Genomic DNA, 15681 nt, shown 5'->3' on the forward strand with positions numbered 1-15681 from the left:
GGGATTGACGCATAGTGCTCGACGTCAACTTCTTCGACGAGCTCCGGATCGGCCTGGCCACCGCTGACGACATCCGTCAGTGGAGCCACGGTGAGGTCAAGAAGCCCGAGACCATCAACTACCGCACCCTGAAGCCCGAAAAGGACGGACTCTTCTGCGAGAAGATCTTCGGTCCGACCCGGGACTGGGAGTGCTACTGCGGCAAGTACAAGCGCGTCCGCTTCAAGGGCATCATCTGCGAGCGCTGTGGCGTCGAGGTCACGCGCGCGAAGGTGCGTCGTGAGCGGATGGGCCACATCGAGCTGGCCGCGCCCGTCACGCACATCTGGTACTTCAAGGGTGTCCCGAGCCGCCTGGGCTACCTGCTGGACCTGGCGCCGAAGGACCTCGAAAAGGTCATCTACTTCGCCGCGTACATGATCACGTACGTCGACGAGGAGCGCCGTACCCGCGACCTGCCCTCCCTGGAGGCGCACGTCTCGGTCGAGCGCCAGCAGATCGAGAACCGCCGGGACGCCGACCTGGAGGCCCGCGCCAAGAAGCTCGAGACCGACCTGGCCGAGCTGGAGGCCGAGGGCGCCAAGGCCGACGTGCGCCGCAAGGTGCGCGAGGGTGCCGAGCGCGAGATGAAGCAGCTGCGCGACCGTGCGCAGCGCGAGATCGACCGCCTCGACGAGGTGTGGACCCGGTTCAAGAACCTCAAGGTCCAGGACCTCGAGGGCGACGAGCTGCTCTACCGCGAGCTGCGTGACCGCTTCGGCACGTACTTCGACGGCTCGATGGGTGCCGCGGCGCTGCAGAAGCGCCTGGAGTCCTTCGACCTGGAGGAGGAGGCCGAGCGCCTCCGCGAGATCATCCGCACCGGCAAGGGCCAGAAGAAGACCCGTGCCCTGAAGCGGCTGAAGGTCGTCTCCGCGTTCCTGCAGACGAGCAACAGCCCCAAGGGCATGGTCCTCGACTGCGTCCCGGTCATCCCGCCGGACCTGCGTCCGATGGTGCAGCTGGACGGTGGCCGCTTCGCGACCTCCGACCTGAACGACCTGTACCGCCGTGTGATCAACCGCAACAACCGTCTGAAGCGGCTTCTCGACCTCGGTGCGCCCGAGATCATCGTGAACAACGAGAAGCGCATGCTTCAGGAGGCCGTCGACGCGCTCTTCGACAACGGCCGTCGTGGTCGCCCGGTGACGGGCCCCGGCAACCGTCCGCTGAAGTCCCTCAGCGACATGCTGAAGGGCAAGCAGGGCCGCTTCCGTCAGAACCTGCTCGGCAAGCGTGTCGACTACTCGGCGCGTTCCGTCATCGTCGTCGGTCCGCAGCTGAAGCTGCACCAGTGCGGTCTGCCCAAGGCCATGGCGCTGGAGCTCTTCAAGCCGTTCGTGATGAAGCGCCTGGTCGACCTGAACCACGCGCAGAACATCAAGAGCGCCAAGCGCATGGTGGAGCGCGGCCGCACCGTCGTGTACGACGTCCTCGAAGAGGTCATCGCCGAGCACCCGGTGCTGCTGAACCGTGCTCCCACCCTGCACCGCCTCGGCATCCAGGCCTTCGAGCCGCAGCTGGTCGAGGGCAAGGCCATCCAGATCCACCCGCTCGTCTGCACCGCGTTCAACGCGGACTTCGACGGTGACCAGATGGCCGTGCACCTGCCGCTGTCCGCGGAGGCGCAGGCCGAGGCCCGCATCCTGATGCTGTCCTCGAACAACATCCTCAAGCCGGCCGACGGCCGTCCGGTGACGATGCCGACCCAGGACATGGTCCTCGGTCTGTTCTTCCTCACCACCGACGGCGAGATGCGTGACGTCAAGGGCGAGGGCCGCTCGTTCGCGTCCGTGGCCGAGGCGATCATGGCGTTCGACGCCGGCGAGCTGTCGCTGCAGTCGCGCGTGGACATCCGCTTCCCGGTGGGCACCATCCCGCCGCGCGGCTGGACCCCGCCGGCGCGCGAGGAGGGCGAGCCGGAGTGGCAGCAGGGTGACAGCTTCCGGCTGAACACCACGCTGGGCCGCGCGCTCTTCAACGAGCTGCTGCCCGAGGACTACCCGTTCGTCGACTACGAGGTCGGCAAGAAGCAGCTCTCCGAGATCGTCAACGACCTCGCCGAGCGCTACCCGAAGGTCATCGTTGCGGCGACGCTCGACAACCTGAAGGCTTCCGGCTTCTACTGGGCCACCCGTTCCGGTGTCACCGTCGCCATCTCCGACGTCGTCGTTCCCGAGGCGAAGAAGGAGATCGTCCGCGGCTACGAGGCGCAGGACGAGAAGGTCCAGAAGCAGTACGAGCGCGGTCTGATCACCAAGGACGAGCGCACGCAGGAGCTCATCGCGATCTGGACCAAGGCGACCAACGAGGTCGCCGAGGCGATGAACGAGAACTTCCCGAAGACCAACCCGATCTTCATGATGGTGAACTCGGGTGCACGAGGCAACATGATGCAGATGCGTCAGATTGCCGGTATGCGTGGTCTGGTGTCGAACGCGAAGAACGAGACGATCCCGCGTCCGATCAAGGCCTCGTTCCGTGAGGGTCTGTCCGTGCTGGAGTACTTCATCTCCACGCACGGTGCCCGTAAGGGTCTGGCGGACACCGCCCTGCGTACCGCCGACTCGGGTTACCTCACCCGTCGTCTGGTCGACGTCTCCCAGGACGTCATCATCCGCGAGGAGGACTGCGGCACCGAGCGCGGCCTCAAGCTCCACATCGCGGAGGTCGGCGCGGACGGCGTGCTGCGCAAGGCGGACGACGTCGAGACGTCCGTGTACGCGCGCTGCCTCGCCGAGGACATCGTGGTCGACGGCAAGGTGCTGGCCCCGGCCGGCACCGACCTCGGCGACGTGCTCATCGACGAGCTGGTCAAGAACGGCGTCGCGGAGGTCAAGACCCGCTCGGTCCTGACCTGCGAGTCCGCCGTCGGCACCTGCGCGATGTGCTACGGCCGTTCGCTGGCCACCGGCAAGCTGGTCGACATCGGTGAGGCGGTCGGCATCATCGCCGCCCAGTCCATCGGTGAGCCCGGTACCCAGCTGACGATGCGTACCTTCCACACCGGTGGTGTGGCCGGTGACGACATCACCCAGGGTCTGCCGCGTGTCGTCGAGCTCTTCGAGGCCCGTACCCCGAAGGGTGTCGCCCCGATCTCCGAGGCCTCCGGCCGCGTGCGGATCGAGGAGACCGAGAAGACCAAGAAGATCGTCGTCACCCCGGACGACGGCAGCGACGAGACGGCGTACCCGATCTCCAAGCGTGCCAAGGTCCTGGTCAGCGAGGGCGAGCACGTCGAGGTGGGCCAGCAGCTCACCGTGGGTGCCACCAACCCGCACGACGTGCTGCGCATCCTGGGCCAGCGTGCCGTCCAGGTCCACCTGGTCGGCGAGGTCCAGAAGGTGTACAACTCGCAGGGTGTGTCGATCCACGACAAGCACATCGAGATCATCATCCGGCAGATGCTGCGCCGTGTGACGATCATCGAGTCGGGCGACGCCGAGCTGCTGCCCGGCGAGCTGGTCGAGCGCTCCCGCTTCGAGCACGAGAACCGTCGTGTGGTCCAGGAGGGCGGTCACCCGGCCTCCGGTCGTCCGCAGCTGATGGGTATCACCAAGGCCTCGCTGGCGACGGAGTCCTGGCTGTCGGCCGCCTCCTTCCAGGAGACGACCCGAGTCCTGACGGACGCGGCGATCAACGCCAAGTCCGACAGCCTCATCGGCCTCAAGGAGAACGTCATCATCGGTAAGCTCATCCCGGCCGGTACGGGTCTGTCCCGCTACCGCAACATCCGGGTCGAGCCGACCGAGGAGGCCAAGGCCGCGATGTACTCGGCCGTCGGCTACGACGACATCGACTACTCGCCGTTCGGCACCGGCTCCGGCCAGGCCGTTCCGCTGGAGGACTACGACTACGGTCCGTACAACCAGTAAGCGGGCAGCATGAGTTGAAGGGCGGTCACCCCAGTGGGGTGACCGCCCTTCGGCGTATGCGGAGTACGGCGCGCAGTGTCCTGGAGGTGTCAGCCCTCGACCCAGCCGTGGCTCTTGCCGAGCTGTACCAGCTGCCGGCGGAGCTGCGTGATCTGTTCCCCGGTCAGCCATGGGGCCGAGGTCAGCAGGAGTTCGGTCACCTCGAAGCTGTACTCCGCGACGCTGAGCACATCGCACGTGGGATCTTCACCGTCTTCGGGTCCGGCGGTGTAGGCCTGCACGGACGGAGGCACCTGGAGCCGCGCCGGCGGGGGCATCATCGGTGTCTGTGCCCTGTCGGCGAGCCGGACGGAGGACGCCTTGGGTCCGCGGTCGCCTTCCTCGATCTCGAACTCGACCCACGTCCCGGACCGCAGGGAGGACTCCGGTATCAGCAGATCGTTCGCGTGCAGGAAGACGTCCTCGCCGCCGTGCTCGGGAGCGATGAACCCGTAGCCCCGCACCCCGTCGAACCGAAGGACCTTGCCGACAGCCATCTGAACCCCATCACAGCCTTCTCGGGCCCCTTGCCCGGACATCTGTGGGGGATCCTAGCCGTGATATTCCGCGCCCCCGGCCCCTTCATTTTGACCCAGCTGGATGAGGTAGGTACGCTCAGACCTTGTGCCTGGGGTGTGCCCTGGCTCTCGTGCGTGCCTTCAGACCGCATGGCGAGCTGCGACCGGCCACCGTAATCTGCGCCCTTTTCGCCTTGCGGCGAGAATCTGCGGGATTCGACACACCCGACCGCGTGGGTCGGCGAAGTTCCAGGTTAGCTGTACCCATCGGCACACAGAAACCGGAGAAGTAGTGCCTACGATCCAGCAGCTGGTCCGCAAGGGCCGGCAGGACAAGGTCGAGAAGAACAAGACGCCCGCACTCGAGGGTTCCCCTCAGCGTCGTGGCGTCTGCACGCGTGTGTTCACGACCACCCCGAAGAAGCCGAACTCGGCCCTCCGCAAGGTCGCGCGTGTGCGTCTGACCAGCGGCATCGAGGTCACCGCTTACATTCCGGGTGAGGGACACAACCTGCAGGAGCACTCCATCGTGCTCGTGCGCGGCGGCCGTGTGAAGGACCTGCCGGGTGTTCGCTACAAGATCATCCGCGGCTCCCTCGACACCCAGGGTGTCAAGAACCGCAAGCAGGCCCGCAGCCGTTACGGCGCCAAGAAGGAGAAGTAAGAATGCCTCGTAAGGGCCCCGCCCCGAAGCGCCCGGTCATCATCGACCCGGTCTACGGTTCTCCTCTGGTGACCTCCCTGATCAACAAGGTGCTGCTGAACGGCAAGCGCTCCACCGCCGAGCGCATCGTCTACGGCGCCATGGAGGGCCTGCGCGAGAAGACCGGCAACGACCCGGTCATCACGCTCAAGCGCGCTCTTGAGAACATCAAGCCGACCCTTGAGGTCAAGTCCCGCCGTGTCGGTGGCGCCACCTACCAGGTCCCGGTCGAGGTCAAGCCCGGCCGTGCCAACACCCTGGCGCTGCGCTGGCTGGTCGGTTACTCCCGCGCCCGTCGCGAGAAGACCATGACCGAGCGTCTCCTCAACGAGCTTCTCGACGCCTCCAACGGCCTCGGTGCGGCCGTGAAGAAGCGCGAGGACACCCACAAGATGGCCGAGTCCAACAAGGCCTTCGCGCACTACCGCTGGTAGTCGCTACCCACATCGAGACCGAGAGAAGACTGAAGCCTTATGGCTACCACTTCACTTGACCTGGCCAAGGTGCGCAACATCGGCATCATGGCCCACATCGACGCGGGCAAGACGACCACCACCGAGCGGATCCTGTTCTACACCGGTGTGTCTTACAAGATCGGTGAGGTCCACGACGGCGCTGCCACCATGGACTGGATGGAGCAGGAGCAGGAGCGTGGCATCACGATCACCTCTGCTGCCACCACCTGTCACTGGCCGCTGGAGAACGTCGACCACACCATCAACATCATCGACACCCCGGGTCACGTCGACTTCACCGTCGAGGTGGAGCGCTCCCTGCGCGTGCTCGACGGTGCCGTGACGGTGTTCGACGGCGTCGCCGGCGTTGAGCCCCAGTCCGAGACGGTGTGGCGTCAGGCGGACCGCTACGGCGTTCCGCGTATCTGCTTCGTCAACAAGCTCGACCGCACCGGTGCCGAGTTCCACCGCTGTGTCGACATGATCGTCGACCGTCTGGGCGCGCAGCCGATCGTCATGCAGCTCCCGATCGGTGCCGAGGCCGACTTCAAGGGCGTCGTGGACCTGGTCCGCATGAAGGCGCTCGTGTGGTCCGCCGAGGCGACCAAGGGCGAGATGTACGACGTCGTCGACATCCCGGACACGCACGCCGAGGCCGCCGAGGAGTGGCGCGGCAAGCTGGTCGAGGCCGTCGCCGAGAACGACGAAGAGATCATGGAGCTGTTCCTGGAGGGCCAGGAGCCCACCGAGGAGCAGCTGTACGCCGCGATCCGTCGTATCACCATCGCCTCCGGCAAGGGCACCGGCACCACCATCACCCCGGTGTTCTGCGGTACCGCGTTCAAGAACAAGGGCGTCCAGCCCCTGCTCGACGCGGTCGTGCGCTACCTGCCTTCCCCGGTTGACATCGAGGCCATCGAGGGCCACGCGGTCAACGACCCGGAGGAGGTCGTCAAGCGCAAGCCGTCCGACGACGAGCCGCTGTCGGCGCTGGCGTTCAAGATCATGAGCGACCCGCACCTCGGCAAGCTCACCTTCGTCCGCGTGTACTCCGGCCGCCTGGAGTCCGGCACCGCCGTGCTGAACTCCGTCAAGGGCAAGAAGGAGCGCATCGGCAAGATCTACCGCATGCACGCCAACAAGCGTGAGGAGATCGAGTCGGTGGGCGCCGGTGACATCGTCGCCGTCATGGGCCTGAAGCAGACCACCACCGGTGAGACGCTGTCCGACGACAAGAACCCGGTCATCCTGGAGTCCATGGACTTCCCGGCGCCGGTCATCCAGGTCGCCATCGAGCCCAAGTCGAAGGGCGACCAGGAGAAGCTGGGCGTCGCGATCCAGCGCCTGGCCGAGGAGGACCCGTCCTTCCAGGTCCACTCGGACGAGGAGACCGGCCAGACCATCATCGGTGGTATGGGCGAGCTGCACCTTGAGGTGCTGGTCGACCGTATGCGCCGTGAGTTCAAGGTCGAGGCCAACGTCGGCAAGCCGCAGGTGGCCTACCGCGAGACGATCCGCAAGGCCGTCGAGCGCGTCGACTTCACCCACAAGAAGCAGACCGGTGGTACCGGTCAGTTCGCGAAGGTGCAGATCGGCATCGAGCCGCTCGAGGGTGGCGACACCTCGTACGAGTTCGTGAACAAGGTGACCGGTGGTCGTATCCCGAAGGAGTACATCCCTTCGGTCGACGCCGGTGCGCAGGAGGCCATGCAGTTCGGCATCCTCGCCGGTTACGAGATGACCGGTGTCCGCGTGATCCTGCACGACGGTGCCTACCACGAGGTCGACTCCTCCGAGCTCGCCTTCAAGATCGCCGGTTCGCAGGCCTTCAAGGAGGCCGCGCGCAAGGCGTCCCCCGTGCTCCTTGAGCCGATGATGGCCGTCGAGGTCACCACGCCCGAGGACTACATGGGTGAGGTCATCGGCGACATCAACTCCCGCCGTGGTCAGATCCAGGCCATGGAGGAGCGGGCTGGTGCCCGCGTCGTGAAGGGCCTCGTGCCCCTGTCGGAGATGTTCGGCTACGTCGGCGACCTCCGCAGCAAGACGTCGGGTCGCGCAAGCTACTCGATGCAGTTCGACTCCTACGCCGAGGTTCCGCGGAACGTCGCCGAGGAGATCATCGCGAAGGCCAAGGGCGAGTAACGCACCGCGTTCACACGCTTTAGGCTTGACTCCGGAGCCTCAAGGGGCATTCAGCCGCAATCCCGGATGAATGCCCCGGGTTCCGGGCTTCCCAGCAAAGATCACCTGGCGCCGATGAAGTAAGGCGTACAGAACCACTCCACAGGAGGACCCCAGTGGCGAAGGCGAAGTTCGAGCGGACTAAGCCGCACGTCAACATCGGCACCATCGGTCACATCGACCACGGTAAGACGACCCTCACGGCCGCCATTACCAAGGTGCTGCACGACGCGTACCCGGACCTGAACGAGGCCACCCCGTTCGACAACATCGACAAGGCGCCCGAGGAGCGTCAGCGCGGTATCACCATCTCCATCGCGCACGTCGAGTACCAGACCGAGGCGCGTCACTACGCCCACGTCGACTGCCCGGGTCACGCGGACTACATCAAGAACATGATCACCGGTGCCGCCCAGATGGACGGCGCGATCCTGGTGGTCGCCGCCACCGACGGCCCGATGCCGCAGACCAAGGAGCACGTGCTCCTGGCCCGCCAGGTCGGCGTTCCGTACATCGTCGTCGCCCTGAACAAGGCCGACATGGTGGACGACGAGGAGATCCTGGAGCTCGTCGAGCTCGAGGTCCGTGAGCTCCTCTCCGAGTACGAGTTCCCCGGCGACGACGTTCCGGTCGTCAAGGTCTCCGCTCTCAAGGCCCTCGAGGGCGAGAAGGAGTGGGTGGACTCCGTCCTCAACCTGATGAACGCCGTCGACGAGTCGATCCCGCAGCCGGAGCGCGACGTCGACAAGCCGTTCCTCATGCCGATCGAGGACGTCTTCACGATCACCGGTCGCGGTACGGTCGTCACCGGCCGTATCGAGCGTGGTGTCCTGAAGGTCAACGAGACCGTCGACATCATCGGCATCAAGACCGAGAAGACCACCACCACGGTCACCGGTATCGAGATGTTCCGCAAGCTGCTCGACGAGGGCCAGGCCGGTGAGAACGTCGGTCTGCTGCTCCGCGGCATCAAGCGCGAGGACGTCGAGCGCGGCCAGGTCATCATCAAGCCGGGCTCGGTCACCCCGCACACGGAGTTCGAGGCTCAGGCCTACATCCTGTCCAAGGACGAGGGTGGCCGCCACACGCCGTTCTTCAACAACTACCGCCCGCAGTTCTACTTCCGTACGACGGACGTGACCGGCGTGGTGACCCTCCCCGAGGGCACCGAGATGGTCATGCCGGGTGACAACACCGAGATGAAGGTGGACCTCATCCAGCCCGTCGCCATGGAGGAGGGCCTGAAGTTCGCCATCCGTGAGGGTGGCCGCACCGTGGGCGCCGGCCAGGTCACCAAGATCGTCAAGTAGGTTCCGCTTGCTTGAGGGTCACTGACTGACCTAAGAGGAGGCCCGTACGACTTCGGTCGTACGGGCCTCTTCGCATTGCCGGGCGACTTCTTCGCAGGCGGTGCTCCGGACAGACAGGCCATGGTGCCTCGGCCGGCCACAAAAGGGGCCCCCACCGATGGAACCGTCCGCCGCGGTGGGCGCGCCGGTGCGGGGATGCAGCCGTACGGCGGTACGGGCGAGCGGGGCCGGCGTGGGGAAAGGCCGCAGCGACGTCGAGCGGCCGGGCCGGAGTCGTACGGGTCACAGCCGTCGCACCGGGGGCTGGAGATGCTCGGCGTCGGTGGCGGACAGGAGCAGACGGGGGGCGTGCGGCGGAGGCCGGTGAGGACGTCGGTGGCCGCCTGGAGGAGAGTGGGGGAGAGGTGCGCGGGATTCGGCACGGCGGGGAGGGCTGCGCGGCGTGGCGGCGTGGGGCTTTTGCCGCGGTGCGGTGGCGGCGCGGCGGGCCGGGGCCCGGGGCGATGGTGCTGCGGACGCGTCGCCGTGCCGGCCCGGCTGGTCGCAGCAGACGGTGCGGGTGACGATACGGCCGCCGGGGACGCGGGTCCGTTCGCGGCGCAAGTAGCCGTAGGTCTCCAGCTCGCGCAGGGCGGCGGCGATACGGGTCGTGCCCTCGCGGAAGCAGGCGGCGAGGGTCTTGATGTCGACGGCGTTGCCGATCACCGTGAACCGTGAGGTGTGCCGGGTGTGCTCGTGGACGAGCCCGCCGGAGTGCGCGGAGTGGGAGCGCCGGTTCGGGTGCTTGGTCCTCCCGGCGGGGGCCGTCGCATGTCTGCGGTCGGACCGCCCGTGGCACCGGAGCACGGTCCGCCGGGTTCCGGTGCCGGGAAGGTGACCTCGGCCCAGACGGTCTTGCGCGGGTGCCGTCCATGGGTGACGCCCCAGCGGTCGGCGAGTGCTTCGACGAGGACGAGTCCGCGGCCTGATTCGCTTTGCGCCGCCGGGTGTCGAAGGCGGGGCAGGCAGTCACCGCGCGTGTCGGTGACCTCGATGCGGAGTGTGTCGTCGACGACGTAGAGCAGCAACTGGAAGTCACGGCCGGGTACGCGTCCATGGGTGGCGGCGTTCGATGCCAGCTCCGCGATGATCTGCGTCGCTCTCTCCAACGGCAGCCCCCAGGTGCGGAGTTGCTGTTCGGCGAGCAGTCGGGCGAGGCGGGCGCCGCGCGGGGTGGGGGACAGTCGGACACGCATTTCTTGATTCACGTCACTCAGCGTCGCCGAACCTGCTTCCGTGAGTGGGTGACAACGCCTCTACGTACGGTGACTGTCCCTGCTTTGTCTCGGCTGTCTCGGCTGTCTCGGGCGTTGTACGGGTACGAGTGCGGGGCGGAGGAGGAGCCATGGGCGAGGACGTGGACGAGGCGGGCTGGGACGTCGAGCCGGGGGACGAGATCGAGCCGGTGGTCCAGGCGGTGGGGCGGCTGCTCAAGGTCTGCCGGGAGGCTGCCGGGGTGACGGTGTGCGGGCTGGCCGAGGCCATGGGGTACGGCGAGGACATGATCCGCAAGATCGAGCGGGGCGCCCGCATTCCCCGGCCGGAGTTCCTGGACAGGGCGGACCAGATGCTGAAGGCGCAGGGGCATCTGAGGGCCTTCAGGGAGGACATGAAGAGGGCGCGGTATCCGAAGAAGGTACGGGAGCTGGCAGAGTTGGAGGGGCGGTCGGTGGAGATGCTGTTGTACAGCAACCACAACATCCACGGCCTGCTGCAGACGGAGGAGTACGCGCGAGCGCTGCTTCGTACCTGGCGTCCGGCCTACTCACCGGACCAGCTGGAGCGCATGGTGGGTGCTCGCATGGCACGCAAGTCCGTCTTCGAGCGCTCGCCCGCACCGGAGTTCAGTTTCGTCCAGGAAGAGGTGACGCTGCGCCGCCCGGTCGGGGACACAATGGTGTTGCGCCGACAGCTCGAACACATGCTGGAGGTCGCCCGATTGCCGTTCGTGGAGCTTCAGGTGATGCCGACCGCCCGCGCGAACCATCCAGGGACGGGGGGCCGGATCCAAGTGCTGAAGTTCGCGGACGGCACGGGGATGGGCCGTACCGACGGTGACTTCGCAGGCCGACCCGTCTCGAACCCGAGGCAGCTCCGCGTCCTCGATCTGCGCTATGGCATCATCCGGGCTCAGGCGCTCACGCCAGAGGAGTCTCTGGCCTTCATCGAGCAAGCGCTGGGAGAACTATGAGCACCCCGGAACTCCACTGGTTCAAGAGCAGCTACAGCGACAGCAGTAACGGCAACGACTGCGTCGAAGTCGCCCCCACCGCCGCCACCATCCACATCCGCGACTCCAAGAACACCGAAGGCCCGCGGCTCGCCGTCACGCCCACCGCCTGGGCCGGCTTCCTGCCGTACGCGGCCAAGAGCGCCCGTCCATGAGTCTCAACGCGCGCCCTGCCATCCCGGCCAAGGACCTGCGGCCCCGGCGTATCTGGTACCTGGTAGCCGCACTGCTGGGGCTCGTACTGGCTGGTGTCGGTGCCGCCTTCATCGTGATGACGGTGAAGAACACGGTGGGATCGATCGACACCGCGCACAGCTTCTCCAGCGGCGACGCGCGGACAGTCAGCTTCGTCCAGGGGAAGACCAAGGCGATCTACGTCTCCCAGGCCGGGCAGGGGCACGTCGACTGCCGGATCCCGGAGATGCGGTCGGGGTCGATGACGCAGCCGGACAGCACCTTCCGCATCACCGCCGGGTCCCGCACCTGGGACCGGGTCTTCGAGGTGAAGCCCGGCAGCAGCGGCGACTACACGCTCACCTGCACCTCCGCACTGCCGGCCGAGTTCGCGCTGGGAGACAAGCCCAAGGTGGGATCCATGATCGGCGGCATCGCCGCGGCGATCGGCTGCTTCATCGCCGCGTTCGCCTCGGCCGCGGCCATCGTCGTCGTCACCGCGGTCCGCCGCAGCCGCCACCGCCGACGGCTCGCCGCCACGTGGGCGCCTCCGCCGCAGTGGGGCCCGCAGCCGCCTGGCCAGGTGTATTGAGCGCGGGATCTCGGGGCCGCCGTAGCCGGTGATGCGCTCACGGGCCTCTTCCCGGATCGCCGAGAGCGGCCCGGCAGGCCTCCGCCTAGGACCGGGCTCTCGCCTGGTCGGCCAACCGGGACAGGACCTTGGCGTACACCGTGGTCGCCGCCGCCAGGACGGTGGGCAGGACGGCGAGCGCGAGGACGCCCAGCAGCGCCGGCCACTGGCGCAGGTGGTCCTCGGCGCAGATGCCGTTCGTCGGGGAGGGATCGATCAGCGGGCCCCGGCACGCGTTGCGGCGGGTGCCGTCGTACGACGAGTTCTCGGGGCCGTGGTCCGCGAGCAGCAGGTAGGCGAACCATACCCACATCGCCAGTGCCAGCATCGTCCACCCGATCGACCACTTCTCGACGCGGTCGCCGGCTCGGCGCACCTCCGCGGAGCGGCCCTCGGCGGGGACGGCCGTTTCCTCAGCTGTCATGAATCCCCCAATCGTGATCAGCGACCAGTCCAGCACACCTCCCGTCCCGGGTCGACCCACGCCGTCCGTCGGGAGGGGCCCTCTCCGCCGTGCCGTTAATCCAGGCACACCCCCCTGCCGTCGTAAAGGAAGCCCAAGCCCCGCAGCCCAACTGCCTGTTGCGGCTGGGGCGTTTGCTAGCGTGACGCGAGCACGCCAGAGCGCTAGACGGGGGTTGGCATCGTGGCAAGTAGTGGCGGCGAACGCGCCGTGGCAATACGGCTCAATCACCTGCAGGACATCCCGGGTGGTGGCGGGTCCGACCTCGCGCACTCTCCGGACCAGAAGAAGGCCGCAGCCGACACTCTCCACAATCACATAGCACCGGAGACCAAGACGGCGGGGGCCTGGGCGGACGACGAGACGGTCGCCGTGGTGAAGGCATTCGATGCGAAGGACGGGTACGGCTGGCTCACGTCCGCTGCTGTGGGCAAAATGCACAAGAACTGGTGCGAACAGGTCAAGAACTTTCTGAACCGGCTGGCGGATGACGAATCGGCCCTCCGGAACAACAACACCGTGTTGACCGGAACGGACGTTGGAGTGGCCGGTACGGCGCGCAAGGTGTCTGTGTTCGACACGTATTCACCTCCGTCGAAGCACTGACGGACAGCCGAGCTCTCTGGCACGCCATCGAATTCACTGCCTTCAACGGGGACCCATGCCGACCTACCACGAGATCCTGACGACCGACCTGTCCACGCTTACCACGGCCGCCGAACGCTGGGACGGCATGGCGAAGGAGCTCAACAAGCAGGAGTCCGCGTACCGGCGGGACGTCCACGGCATCACTCTGCTCCCGACGTTCGCGGGCGAGAGTCGGCAGGCCGCCAACGCTCGCTTCGGCGTCCGGCTCACGGAGTTCCAGAACGCCCAGACCGAGGCCAAGGCGATCGCCTCGCTCCTCCGGGACGCGCACACGCAGTTCGCGGACCTGCGTAAGAAGCTGGAGTCGGCCCGGGACGATGCGATCGCCAAGGGCATGAAAGTGTCGGACCAGGGCGTGGTCTCGCTCGACGACGACAAGCTCAGCACGAGGGACCGCCAGCGGCTGGCGACAGACACCGACTACGGGCTCAGCGTCCGCAAATCCGTCGCCTCCTGGCAGGCCCGCATCGACCAGTGCGTGAAGGACGTGAACGACGCCGACAAGGGCGTCGAGGTCGCCTTGGCTGCCGTCGTGAAAGGCCCCGACATGGGCGACGGCACGATCCCTGACTTCAACGGCAAGGCGCAGGGTGACATCGAGAAGTACGAGGCCCAGGAGGCGGACGACATCGCCCGGCGGGTCGCCAAGGGCGAGAAGGTCTCCGCCACCGACCTCGCCGAACTGCGCCGCGCGTTCCAGGACAACAAGGGTGACAAGGCGTTCAGCCAGACCTTCCTGGACGGGCTGGGGCCAGACGGCACCCTCAAGTTCACGAACAAGCTCGATGACCTTGCGTACTCTGACGACACCAAGAACAAGAGCACTTACCTCGCGATCAATGGTGGGCTTGCGGACTCCCTGGCGGTCGCCACACGCGTGCCTGATTTCAAGGACTCCCAGGGCAGACACCTGCGCTTCGGGAGCGACGCGTACAACGAGGCGTTCAAGGCCTGGACGAAGACCGATGACGCCGAGTTCTACAACAAGTGGCGTGCGGCGCTACGTGAACACGGCGACGACAAATACTCCCTCGAAGCGGCGGGGGACAAAATAGACCTCGGGTACGGGCACGGTCAGGAGATCCGCGGATACCAGAGCCTCGCCACGCTCATGCAGCAGGGGCACGGCTACTCCCCCCAGTTTGTCGCGGACGTCGCTGACGGCATGATCGCCGCGGAGAAGAGGGACCCCAATATCTGGGATCTCTATGGAAAGTTCAGCGATAAGGACGGCGACGGCTGGTTCGCGAACGACCCCGTCGACGGCACCCTTGAGGTCATGTCACGCAATCCGGAAGGGGCGACCGGCTATCTCGACCCCGGCACTGCCGCCGGCAAGCAGCGCCTGGATTACCTCCTGGACAGTCGGGACTGGAACATCATCAACACCACGCACGACGGCGCCAAGGTCGACTACGTGGTATCCGACGTGCAGGACACTGACGTCCGCAAGGGCTTCGGCGCTGCCCTGGAGGCCGCGACGACCGGCCAGGCGCCGGGTGACTATCACCCGATCGGTCAGCACACCGAGCCGCAGGCCCGCATCCTGCAACACACCATCGACACACTGAACTCCGTGAAGCAGGCGGAGAAACTGCCGGAGAATCTCACACTTCCGCTGGCGCACATACTGACGGCGTACACGCCGGACACCCATGAGATCAACGCGCAGTCGGATTCGCGTTTTGAAATCCCTCCCGGCAACACGGGCTCGGTCTGGAGTGACAAGAACGGAGCACACATCACTGTTGCGCGGGACTCCCTTACCAAGATCATGCGCGGTATAGCCGATGATCCGACGGCGTTCGGACATGTCTACGGTGCGGAGCAGCGCCATGCTCACGACCTATTGGCCGCTCTTCCGCAGGACGCCAGCAAGACGGTGATCAGTAATCGCATCACCGACTGTTCGCGGGCCATGGGCGCGTATGACGGGGTCCGCGCCGACGTCATCTTCGATGAACGCTTCAACAAAACACAATGGGCCGCCGACTTCAACCACGGTCTCAGCAACTCGCTCAGTACGGCACTCATGTTCAAGCCGAAGAACGCCGAATTCCTCGGCGTGGCTGGGGATGCGGCCACGAGGGCCCTCGACCTCTATACGTACGAATCGAACAAGGAGCACGTTGCCGAAGCGAACCTCAAGGCCACGGAACAGAACGTCAAGCTCTACGCAGCCGGACAGCATGACGTGGAGAACATGGTCAGGATGTGGAGCCACAGCCGCGGCAACGACATCGACAGCGACTGGACGAAGCAATACGTCCACGTTGGCCAGCAGGACTACAACTACGGCCGTGACCGGGCGCTGGACGTTCTCCGAGCCGACCGATGACGCCGAAGGGTGACACCGCCCGAACGGGAAGAGCA

The 15681-nt window shown here is 66.4% G+C and carries 14 protein-coding genes and 1 pseudogene; 10 read left to right on the plus strand and 5 right to left on the minus strand.

Annotation, left to right across the window (positions count from 1 at the left end):
• The first annotated feature begins 14 nt into the window (after window positions 1-14).
• On the plus strand, window positions 15-3914 hold the full coding sequence (locus ACIGXP_RS39230; RefSeq protein ID WP_363214374.1) for a DNA-directed RNA polymerase subunit beta': 3900 nt from the start codon (window positions 15-17) through the stop codon (window positions 3912-3914).
• An 89-nt stretch (window positions 3915-4003) separates the two neighbouring features.
• Here the strand turns inward: ACIGXP_RS39230 and ACIGXP_RS39235 are convergent, their stop codons facing one another.
• A complete protein-coding gene (locus ACIGXP_RS39235) occupies window positions 4004-4450 on the minus strand; it encodes a cold-shock protein (protein ID WP_399776713.1) in 447 nt (148 codons plus the stop codon).
• A 313-nt stretch (window positions 4451-4763) separates the two neighbouring features.
• On the opposite strand from ACIGXP_RS39235, the gene rpsL reads away from it, so the two are divergent.
• The 4 genes from rpsL (at window position 4764) to tuf (ending at window position 9123) form a co-directional block, all read left to right on the plus strand.
• Window positions 4764-5135, plus strand: a complete 372-nt coding sequence (gene rpsL / locus ACIGXP_RS39240) for a 30S ribosomal protein S12 (RefSeq protein ID WP_003948652.1) — start codon at window positions 4764-4766, stop codon at window positions 5133-5135.
• A gap of 2 nt (window positions 5136-5137) precedes the next feature.
• Window positions 5138-5608 (plus strand): 30S ribosomal protein S7, encoded by a 471-nt coding sequence (rpsG, locus tag ACIGXP_RS39245; RefSeq protein ID WP_003998848.1) that lies wholly within the window; start codon window positions 5138-5140, stop codon window positions 5606-5608.
• 39 nt (window positions 5609-5647) lie between these two features.
• Entirely contained in the window at window positions 5648-7774 is a 2127-nt protein-coding gene (gene fusA / locus ACIGXP_RS39250; RefSeq protein ID WP_363214372.1) for an elongation factor G, read from the plus strand.
• Window positions 7775-7929: 155 nt separating this feature from the next.
• A complete protein-coding gene (gene tuf, locus ACIGXP_RS39255) occupies window positions 7930-9123 on the plus strand; it encodes an elongation factor Tu (RefSeq protein WP_363214371.1) in 1194 nt (397 codons plus the stop codon).
• Window positions 9124-9226: 103 nt separating this feature from the next.
• On the opposite strand, the pseudogene ACIGXP_RS39260 reads toward tuf, so the two are convergent.
• From ACIGXP_RS39260 to ACIGXP_RS39270, 3 genes and pseudogenes are all read right to left on the minus strand, one after another.
• A pseudogene (locus ACIGXP_RS39260) lies at window positions 9227-9409 on the minus strand (hypothetical protein); the annotation flags it as partial.
• Entirely contained in the window at window positions 9406-9828 is a 423-nt protein-coding gene (locus ACIGXP_RS39265; protein ID WP_399776716.1) for a hypothetical protein, read from the minus strand. The gene ACIGXP_RS39265 and the pseudogene ACIGXP_RS39260, both read right to left, overlap by 4 nt.
• The gene (locus tag ACIGXP_RS39270) at window positions 9825-10358 is read right to left on the minus strand and encodes an ATP-binding protein (RefSeq protein ID WP_399776718.1); all 534 of its coding nucleotides are present in this window, start codon (window positions 10356-10358) and stop codon (window positions 9825-9827) included. Before ACIGXP_RS39270 ends, ACIGXP_RS39265 begins: the two co-directional genes overlap by 4 nt.
• Before the next feature lie 149 nt (window positions 10359-10507).
• Between ACIGXP_RS39270 and ACIGXP_RS39275 the strand changes: the two genes are divergently transcribed.
• From ACIGXP_RS39275 to ACIGXP_RS39285, 3 genes are read left to right on the plus strand one after another with little or no spacing between them, the layout of a single operon-like run.
• Window positions 10508-11353 (plus strand): helix-turn-helix domain-containing protein, encoded by an 846-nt coding sequence (locus ACIGXP_RS39275; RefSeq protein WP_399776720.1) that lies wholly within the window; start codon window positions 10508-10510, stop codon window positions 11351-11353.
• Window positions 11350-11547: a DUF397 domain-containing protein gene (locus tag ACIGXP_RS39280; protein ID WP_399776722.1), complete on the plus strand. Its 198-nt coding sequence runs from the start codon at window positions 11350-11352 to the stop codon at window positions 11545-11547. The genes ACIGXP_RS39275 and ACIGXP_RS39280 overlap by 4 nt, the downstream gene beginning before the upstream one ends.
• A complete protein-coding gene (locus tag ACIGXP_RS39285) occupies window positions 11544-12158 on the plus strand; it encodes a serine/arginine repetitive matrix protein 2 (RefSeq protein ID WP_399776724.1) in 615 nt (204 codons plus the stop codon). The genes ACIGXP_RS39280 and ACIGXP_RS39285 overlap by 4 nt, the downstream gene beginning before the upstream one ends.
• Before the next feature lie 85 nt (window positions 12159-12243).
• On the opposite strand, the gene ACIGXP_RS39290 is transcribed toward ACIGXP_RS39285, so the two are convergent.
• A complete protein-coding gene (locus ACIGXP_RS39290; protein WP_399776727.1) occupies window positions 12244-12621 on the minus strand; it encodes a hypothetical protein in 378 nt (125 codons plus the stop codon).
• Window positions 12622-12843: 222 nt separating this feature from the next.
• Between ACIGXP_RS39290 and ACIGXP_RS39295 the strand changes: the two genes are divergently transcribed.
• Together ACIGXP_RS39295 and ACIGXP_RS39300 are read left to right on the plus strand one after the other, a co-directional pair.
• Window positions 12844-13266 carry a hypothetical protein gene (locus tag ACIGXP_RS39295; RefSeq protein WP_399776728.1) on the plus strand — a complete coding sequence of 141 codons (423 nt, stop codon included), beginning with the start codon at window positions 12844-12846 and terminating at the stop codon, window positions 13264-13266.
• Between the two features lie 55 nt (window positions 13267-13321).
• Entirely contained in the window at window positions 13322-15646 is a 2325-nt protein-coding gene (locus ACIGXP_RS39300; RefSeq protein WP_399776731.1) for a hypothetical protein, read from the plus strand.
• Window positions 15647-15681 lie beyond the last annotated feature (35 nt).

It is taken from the genome of Streptomyces sp. NPDC053069 (assembly GCF_044546895.1).
In the GTDB taxonomy this organism is placed as follows: Bacteria; Actinomycetota; Actinomycetes; order Streptomycetales; family Streptomycetaceae; genus Streptomyces.